5 protein-coding genes are annotated in these 7,051 nt (G+C 41.7%); all 5 read right to left on the bottom strand.

Annotated elements, in window-relative coordinates:
• Nucleotides 1-220: 220 nt before the first annotated feature.
• Nucleotides 221-1,327, bottom strand: coding sequence for a stage V sporulation protein E (spoVE, locus tag AC1DUW_RS17775; protein ID WP_083450687.1), 1,107 nt, complete (start codon nucleotides 1,325-1,327; stop codon nucleotides 221-223).
• A 156-nt stretch (nucleotides 1,328-1,483) separates the two neighbouring features.
• Nucleotides 1,484-2,836, bottom strand: coding sequence for a UDP-N-acetylmuramoyl-L-alanine--D-glutamate ligase (gene murD / locus AC1DUW_RS17770; protein ID WP_053345237.1), 1,353 nt, complete (start codon nucleotides 2,834-2,836; stop codon nucleotides 1,484-1,486).
• Nucleotides 2,837-3,814: a phospho-N-acetylmuramoyl-pentapeptide-transferase gene (mraY, locus tag AC1DUW_RS17765; RefSeq protein WP_053345236.1), complete on the bottom strand. Its 978-nt coding sequence runs from the start codon at nucleotides 3,812-3,814 to the stop codon at nucleotides 2,837-2,839.
• A gap of 88 nt (nucleotides 3,815-3,902) precedes the next feature.
• Nucleotides 3,903-5,375 carry a UDP-N-acetylmuramoyl-L-alanyl-D-glutamate--2,6-diaminopimelate ligase gene (locus AC1DUW_RS17760; protein WP_053345235.1) on the bottom strand — a complete coding sequence of 491 codons (1,473 nt, stop codon included), beginning with the start codon at nucleotides 5,373-5,375 and terminating at the stop codon, nucleotides 3,903-3,905.
• Nucleotides 5,376-5,533: 158 nt separating this feature from the next.
• Nucleotides 5,534-7,051: stage V sporulation protein D (locus AC1DUW_RS17755; protein ID WP_477643094.1), on the bottom strand; the 1,518-nt coding region annotated here is incomplete at its 5' end.

Genomic DNA, 7,051 nt, shown 5'->3' with positions numbered 1-7,051 from the left:
CTCTTATACTATAGTCTAAACAAAGCCGTATTGCCAATATTTATTGTAGAATCCCTAACATTCATACATGGTAATTTTTATGTAGCATTTCAGATATTTCTAAATTGCATCAATGTACCTGCTACTATCTTCCCCACCACGGTTTTCAGCTAAAGAATAAAAAAGGAAGCCTACTGTTTGAACAGGGCTTCCTTTTGATATAACACATGTTTTATTGTGGTTAGAACCTTGAATAGCGGCTAATATTCAGTAGTACACCGATGGCCATCAGCATGAGCGTTAGAGATGAACCCCCATAACTTAAAAGCGGCAAGGTGATTCCAGTAACAGGCATCAAACCAGTGACAACACCTATATTGATCATCACTTGAATGGCGACCATCGCAATGATCCCCACCGCTACAAGGCTCCCATACAAATCTGGTGCACCAAGAGCGATTCGAATGCCCCGCCAGAGCATAAGCGAAAATAACAAGATAATCATCGAGCCTCCGATGAAGCCAAGTTCCTCAGAAAGTATTGCGAAAATAAAATCGGTCTGTGGTTCTGGTAAATAGAAAAACTTCTGCCGGCTTTGGCCCAAACCGAGACCAAACAATCCCCCGGGTCCGATTGCATAAAATGATTGAATCATTTGAAAGCCGCTCCCCAAAGGGTCTTCCCATGGATCCAGAAACGAAGTGATCCTTTTTATCCGGTACGGAGCCGACAAAATCAGACCAACAAAACCTAGTACCCCGATTAACCCTAAGCCAACAAAATGGCTGATTTTTGCCCCTGAAATAAAAATCATCACGATACATGTTCCAACCATGACCGTTCCCGTCCCAAGATCGGGCTGTAACATAATTAGTCCAAATGCCAAAAATACTAGGCCCAAAGATGGGAGCATCCCTTTTTTAAAGGAGGTGATCAACTTTTGCCGCTCAGATAAAAACTTAGCTAAAAAAGCAATCATCGCTAGCTTCATGAACTCTGATGGTTGAACCGAAAAGGCCCCTACACCAATCCAGCTCCTAGAACCATTTCTCGCCATTCCGATACCAGGAACCAGGACAGCCAGTAGCATAATGAAACAAATGATGATTAGGATTTTGGCCCAAGTTCGCCACGTCCAGTAATCCACATTCATGATGAAAAACATTGCTATAACCCCAACACAGGCAAACAGCAGCTGTCTTTTTGCAAAATAAAAGGAATCATCAAATTTATAAGTCGCCCAAATGGCACTCGCGCTGTAAACCATGATTAAACCTACGGTCAAGAGACTTAAGGTGACGATAATGAGAATGAGATCAGGATTGGATTTTTTTAATGGCACGGACATCCACCTCTAGGAAGTTTTTCGAGCCTGTACGAATATAAAACATGTATGCTGATTGCTTGTCAGCACTTTAGTCAAAAAAAAAGCGATAACGGCTCATTATCGCTTTTTCCCAAGGTGTCAACGTAGAAGCAGGTTCACTTCCTTCTGCGAAAGCTCTTATTTCAGTTTATGCACGGCCTCCATAAACATGTCTCCTCTTTGCTCAAAAGTTTTATATTGATCCCAGCTTGCACAAGCCGGGGAGAGGAGAATACAGTCGCCTTCATTTGATAATTCAAAAGCAGCCGGTACGGCCTTTTCTACATTATCGACACGTTTTATATTCGTTATTCCTATTTCTTTGGCTATCCGTTCAATTTTTTCTGCCGTTTCACCAAACGTAATCACGGCTTTGACATTTTTCATAGCAGGTTTTAACTCGTCAAATTCATTTCCACGATCCAACCCGCCTGCCAATAAGATTACAGGTTCTGTAAATGATGTTAGAGCTTTGGAAGCAGCAAGAATGTTTGTGGCTTTCGAATCATTATAAAATTTACGATTTTCAACGGTCGCCACAAACTGCAGACGATGCTCTACACCATAAAACGTTTTTAATACTTTTTGAATAGCTTCGTTAGCAACACCCTTAAGTTTGGCCGCTGAAATTGCCGCGAGCACATTTTCCAAATTGTGTTTTCCAGGAAGGGCGATATCTGAAACATCAATCACTTTTTCCCCTCGGAAAAAGACAGCAAAATCTTCGACATATGCTCCATTCTCATGTTTTACTTCAGTTGAAAATGGTACAAGCTCAGCCTTGGACTTATTTGCCATAGCCAAAACAGCATCTTGATCTGCATTAAAGATCATGAAATCTGAAGCTATTTGATTTTTCGTAATCGCAGCCTTTGCTTCAGCATATTCCTGCTTGGAGCTATGATAATCCAGATGCGCATCATATAAATTCGTCACGATTGAGATTTCAGGACGGAATTCCTCAATCCCCATCAACTGGAAAGATGATAATTCAATGACAATCGCGTCATCAGATTTTGCTTTCTCAGCAACACCAGAGGCAACCGTCCCAATATTCCCAGCAATAAGTGGTGATTTTTCACCGGTCTTCAACATTTCAAAAATCAACGTTGTCGTTGTCGTTTTCCCATTTGTACCCGTGATGCCTATGAAAGGAGCTTCACTGATCTGATAGGCAAGTTCAACTTCCGTGATAACCGGAATCCCTTTTTCCAAAGCACCTTTAACAAGTGGATTCCGATAGGGAATTCCTGGGTTTTTTACAATCAGTTCAAATCCTTCATCAAGCAGTTCGATCGGATGGCTACCGCAAATGACTTTGATTCCCTGTTCAAGAAGCCCCTGCGCCTCCGGATTTTCTGATAATGGCTTCATGTCATTAACCGTCACGAAAGCACCTAATTTATGTAGAAGCGAAGCTGCCATCACTCCGCTTTTCGCCAATCCTAATACCAATACTTTTTTCTCTGAATACTTTACAGTCTCTTTCAATTATATCCACACCTCTAAATAGATTCCGAGTACCGCACACAGTAGCCCTACTGTCCAGAAAGTCACGACGACACGCCATTCTGACCAGCCAGAAAGCTCATAATGATGGTGAAGCGGACTCATTTTAAAAATACGCTTTCCAGTGGTTTTAAACGATCCTACTTGTAAAATGACCGATAGCGTTTCAATGACGAAGACGCCACCAATGATTACCAGCAGTATTTCAAGTTTAGTTAACAGGGCAATAGTAGCAATCGCTCCCCCAAGTGCTAAGGACCCTGTATCCCCCATAAATACCTTTGCAGGATGTGCATTGAAGACAAGGAAACCTAAAACAGCACCGACAACTGCTACAGAAAATATAGCAACATCATATTGTGACTGACTCCAAGCTAGTACTGCAAAAGCACCAAAAGCAATAGCAGACGTACCTGAGACAAGTCCATCAAGCCCATCCGTCAAATTGACGGCATTAGAAAAACCGACTAGCCAGAAAATCACGATAAAGAGATAAAACCAGCCAAAATCAATCGCAAAATCAGTACCAGGAATCGTCAATTCCGGATTAAAACGGTCCGTCTGCTTAAAGACGAAGTAAAAAATGACTGATATCACGATTTGGCCCAATAATTTTTGCTTCGAAGTCAAGCCTAGATTCCGCTTCATGACCACTTTGATAAAATCGTCCAAGAAACCTAATAAACCAAATCCTAAAGTAACGAATAATAATAAATACGTTTCGGTAGATGGTACCGAAAATTTAAAAGTCATTATTAAAGTAGCGATGGTCACCGATAATAATATAACCAGTCCGCCCATAGTAGGTGTTCCTGTTTTCTTTTGATGCGATTGTGGGCCTTCTTCCCGAATACTTTGCCCGAATTTCAATCTTCTTAAAAACGGGATAAAAATCGGCGATAGAAGAACGGTTACTAAAAACGCCACCAAAATTGTATAAAAAATTACTTGTTCCAACATTCCTTACTCCCTCATTCCTAACACAATTCAAATATAAATTCTACTTGTTGTCGTTTCATGTTTGCCCGGTGGGTCAAATATCTATGATTCAGACTGAACCCAACCTTCTTTGAATCGCTTTTTCTGCTTCTTCACGGTCATCAAAGTGCAGCACTTCATCACCGACTAATTGATATGTTTCATGTCCTTTTCCTGCTATTAAGATAACGTCGCCTGCTTTGGCTTTGGAAACAGCAAAATCGATTGCCTCTCTGCGATCTTCGATAACCGTATATTCTTTACCAGCTACACCAGCTTCCATATCCCGCAGGATTTGGGCGGCATTTTCACTACGGGGATTATCTGAAGTGAATATTGGGTCAGACGCCAATCTGCAAGCAATTTCGGCCATAATTGGACGCTTTGTTTTATCACGGTCCCCACCGCAGCCAACTATTACAAAAATTTTCTTTTCAGCAAATTCCCCGACTGTCTTCAAAACATTTTCTAGACTGTCCGGAGTATGAGCATAGTCAACAATGACCGGGAAATCCTGATTCGCCGAAATAAGCTCAAAACGGCCGGCAACACCTTTTATTTCCTCAATTGATTTAATGGTCTCATCCAGATCGTTCCCGGCGCATAGAGCAGCAGAAATGGCTGCTAGAACATTATAGACGCTGAATTTACCAATTAGCTGCAGTTGAACTTCACGCTCTTCTTTACCTGCAGTCAAGGTGAATGCTGTGCCTTTTGCATCAATCTTTATATCCTTGGCATTAATATCAGCTTCTTTGTCAATTCCATATGTAACAACTGTAGCAGCGGTCACCTTGATGAAATCTTCTGTTGCAGCATCATCAGCATTAAGCACAGCATATTTGGGACGATTTTCTATGTAGGCATTGCCAAGCTGGGAGAAAAATAATGATTTTGCCTGCCTATATCTGTCCATGGTTTTATGGAAATCCAAATGATCCTGCGTTAAATTTGTAAAAACGGCAATATCATAATCACATCCGTGGACGCGCCCAAGCTCAAGCGCATGGGAAGAAACTTCCATGATAGCCGTTGAGACATCTGCTTCGGTCATTTCATGAAAAGCCTTCTGCAATGTAACGCTATCTGGCGTCGTATTCTTAGTTTCATACACCTTGTCAGCAACTTTTGTATACATGGTGCCAATCAATCCTGTTTTTTCCTTTTGATCCTCGAAAATCTTTTCAAGTAAATGACTGGTCGTCGTTTTGCCGTTCGTACCTGTAATTCCAATCAAGCGCACCTTTTGGGTCGGATGGCCGAAAAATGCATCGGCAAGGACCGCTTGGGCTCTGCTTGAATCACGAACAACAATTACTGGAACATTCAAGTCAAGCGGCCGTTCGGCGATCACTGCCGAAGCTCCATGTTCGACAGCTGATTGGGCAAAATCATGACCATCGACTGTATAACCTTTTATACAAACAAATAAACTTCCGTCTTTGACTTTACGGTTATCATTTTCAATGGAGGTGATCTCAGGATTTTCTCCTTCATACTTAAATAAGGAGTGTAAATAAGATAGTAATTTGTGAAGCTTCATTTTTCCATCCCTCTCAACTTAATTTGAGGATTCATTATATGTGATTAACTTTGGCTTGTCGAGAAACCAATTTTTATTATACGGGGTTTAGACGACTCCGTAAACAAAGCGGCTGATGATTCTTCAGCCGCCTTAACTAATCATATATTATTTTATRCTTATTCTGTATTTTCGCCAAGATAAATTCTTATTGTAGAGCCTTCTTTTACTTTAACCCCTGCATCCGGAGCTTGATTTATGACTTTATCCCCATTACCGGCAATATCAAGTTTAAGATCGATGAGCTGGGTTTGCAACTCTTTCCTGCTCATACCCACAACATTAGGCACCTCGATCATAACAGGATCCGTCCAGAGTGCTTCCTTTTCAATCTGGTTTTTTCTCGGCTTTACACCCATAGCCCTTAATGAATCTTCCATGATATTTCCGACGATTGGTGCGGCAACGACGCCACCGAATTGAACCGTTCCTTTAGGATTATCCACTGCTATATAGACAACGATTTGCGGATCATCCGCCGGAGCGACTCCAATAAATGAGAGTATAAAATTATTTTCTAAATATCGGCCATTTTCCGCTTTTTGAGCTGTACCCGTTTTCCCACCGACCCGGTACGACTCCACGAATGCTCCTTTACCGCTTCCTTTCGCAACAACGGATTCAAGTGCTTCACGGACTTTCTTGGAAGTTTCTTCTGAAATCACCCTTTTCTTCGCTTGGGGGGTCTTTCTCATTAGTACATCGCCATTTTTTGGATCAACCAGTTCCTTTGCAATGTAAGGTGTATATAATGTTCCTCCATTAACTGCTGCCGAAACCGCTGTGACCTGCTGAATAGGTGTTACAGCAACACCTTGTCCAAACGCAGTTGTTGCTTGCTCAACTGGACCTACCCGATCCATATTAAACATGATTCCTTTTCCTTCTCCTGTTAAATCAATTCCAGTTTTTTGTCCAAAACCGAAATCATTAATATATTTAAACAGCTTATCTTTGCCAAGACGGTTACCCAGCTCTACAAAACCAGGGTTACATGAGTTCTCAACAACTTCTAGAAAAGTTTGGTCTCCATGTCCTCCCCTTTTCCAACAATGCAGCGTGGACCCTGAGACTTCCACATGCCCGGAATCGTAAAAGTGTTCATTTTGTAAGTCGACCTTCCCTTCCTCAAGCGCTGCAGCAAGGGTGATGATCTTAAAAGTCGAACCCGGTTCATAAATACTCCAAACTGGTAAATTGCGATTATACACTTCAGAGGGTACATTTTGAAAATTAGCTGGGTCAAAAGTCGGCCTGCTCGACATCGCCAATATTTCCCCGGTATTCGGATCCATCGCAATGGCAATAAGACCATCAGGATTATAAGTCGCTTCTGCATTATCGAGTTCCCGTTCGACTATTGTCTGAATTCTGCTATCAATCGTCAGTTTCAAGTTATCTCCATCAACAGGCGGCTTATAGTCATCTGCCATATTCTCAAGCCTTTTCCCTTTGGCATCCGAATAAAATTTCACAAATCCTTTTTCCCCACTTAACTCCTTATCATAGGATAATTCAATTCCCATCAATCCCTGGTTATCCGAACCCGTAAAGCCAAGCACATGCGAGAGGTATTCCCCAAATGGGTAATGACGCTTTGAATCTTCGGCGATATACACGCCTTTTATCCCTAATGC

The organism is Peribacillus sp. P4_C12 (assembly GCF_056402095.1).
This window is presented reverse-complemented; position numbering and strand designations above follow the sequence as displayed.